At 58.2% G+C, this 1721-nt stretch carries 2 protein-coding genes; both read left to right on the top strand.

All coding sequences use genetic code 11. The annotated features are described in order from the left end of the window. Positions 1–603: 603 nt before the first annotated feature. The gene (locus HMPREF3036_RS10980) at positions 604–1539 is read left to right on the top strand and encodes a hypothetical protein (RefSeq protein WP_062334494.1); all 936 of its coding nucleotides are present in this window, start codon (positions 604–606) and stop codon (positions 1537–1539) included. Positions 1540–1569: 30 nt separating this feature from the next. After that, positions 1570–1721: tyrosine-type recombinase/integrase (locus HMPREF3036_RS12625; RefSeq protein ID WP_156469826.1), on the top strand; the 152-nt coding region annotated here is incomplete at its 3' end.

Raw genomic sequence — 1721 nt, 5'->3', positions numbered from 1 at the left:
CATCAACACGCACGGCATCTTCGCCAACGTCCGCCTCAACTTCTAAGCCTTCGGGTTTTGAAGCAGGTGACATCACCTGCGGATGACTGAAAACGGCCTGCAGTTCTTCGGAGCTGCAGGCCGCTGTTTTATTCTGATCAGTCGCTGCGAGGCCCGGCCCTATTGCTTGACGTAGGGGCCTTCACCGTGTCCTGACCTCAATGCCCATCTCAACATAGAGAGTCCAACCGTTCCGCTGAGCGAGAACGACGTTCTAAAAAGGGGAGCAACAGTCAGGTCGACACGATCAGCCATGGAGAGATGTCTGCTAGAGACGGCTTTTGTCCTGCGAAGCCGCCACCAGACTTCAAACTCCCGTCTTGTTGTCGGGGATATGGAGGGCACCCGAGACGACGGCGAAAGAAGGCGGCCTGCGGGATTTTCCGTGCGACAGATGTTGACGCACGAGGTCCTCATAATGAACTCATCAGGAATCGGGAAGAAAGAGAGGGAGTGTCTCGGAAGATAATGTCTGACGAGGATGGAATCAATCGGCGGCAGCTTTCCTCAAGTCAGCCACTGTCCACTGCTTCAGGGAGTAGAGTTTCATCAAGGAGTTCGTGAATGCAGGATTTCAACAAGGAATGTGCGGCCTCGTCCGACAAGGGCAGTGAACCTGTCGTCCTTTGTTCGAAGATGGTGAGGATTGCCGCTGCGTTCCTCAAGGAGACGGATTCGGAAGGCTATGAGATGCTCTGCGAAGGCCTTGCAAAGGCCAATCCCGACTCGATCGCCTTCATCAACGAGCACCTCCTCAAGGGGAGAACTGATGACGCAGAGCAGGCTGATTGGGACCTTCCGTCCCTCATCATCGGGCATAGGCTGGCGGTCGCATCCGGACGCTGTGCGATCATCGAGCCCGGGGCCGAGGAGAGTCCGCGGGGATGGCGCATCAGAGTGAAGAAGGGGGACAGAGAAAAAGTCACGAAGGTCTGGGACCGGTTCTCTGCCAGCGACATGAGGCATGACATCAAGCTGCCGAGCGTTGCACGTCTGAGCGAAAAGGAGCGGGCGCTGCTCGGATCTTCAGCCGAGCCCGCAACGGTGCGCCTGGAACTCGAGCCGAAGCCCCATCTGGTCCTGAACGTGGTGGGCGCTTTGGCGGAAGATTTGGGTTTGACCCATTGGTCTCCGTCTATGGGAATCATCAGCATCGTGAACGGGACCGTAAAGACCGTGTGGGTCGATACGGAAATTGAAGAGATTGACGGCGAACTTCATTACGAGCTCAGCATTGAGGCACTCATGAAGATCATGGCGATCGACGATGCCTGGCTCACGACGTCCGTAGTGCCGGGAGCGTGGTATTCCCGGGTCCCGTCTGTCGACGGCACCAGAGTTCCCGTGGCCTGGAGCATGATGGCGCACAACACCGTTGAGGTGCCGATGCCGGCCACGGTCTACGCGGCCCTCAACAGAAGAATTCCGTGGTTCGGCGTTGACGACGCGGAGAGGTGGATCATCCGGATGTTGCGCGAGGGCCAAAGTGTGCCATGCTGACGGCAGGGGCGGTGGAAGTAGGGCGACAACATCCAGCCCTGCCGGGCGATTACGGCTGGCGCCATCCATCAGCTGCTGCGCGCCAGGGCAGACGAATCTCGGGTTTCGTCCTTCACGCCGCATGATCTTCGCCGAACCTTTGCGACGAGGCTCCTTGAGTCCGGCGCCGACATCAACACCGT

The organism is Sutterella sp. KLE1602 (assembly GCF_001578585.1).
Lineage (GTDB): Bacteria > Pseudomonadota > Gammaproteobacteria > Burkholderiales > Burkholderiaceae_F > Sutterella > Sutterella wadsworthensis_A.
Note: the sequence above shows the minus strand (reverse complement) of the source record. Positions and strands in the feature narration are given on the sequence as shown.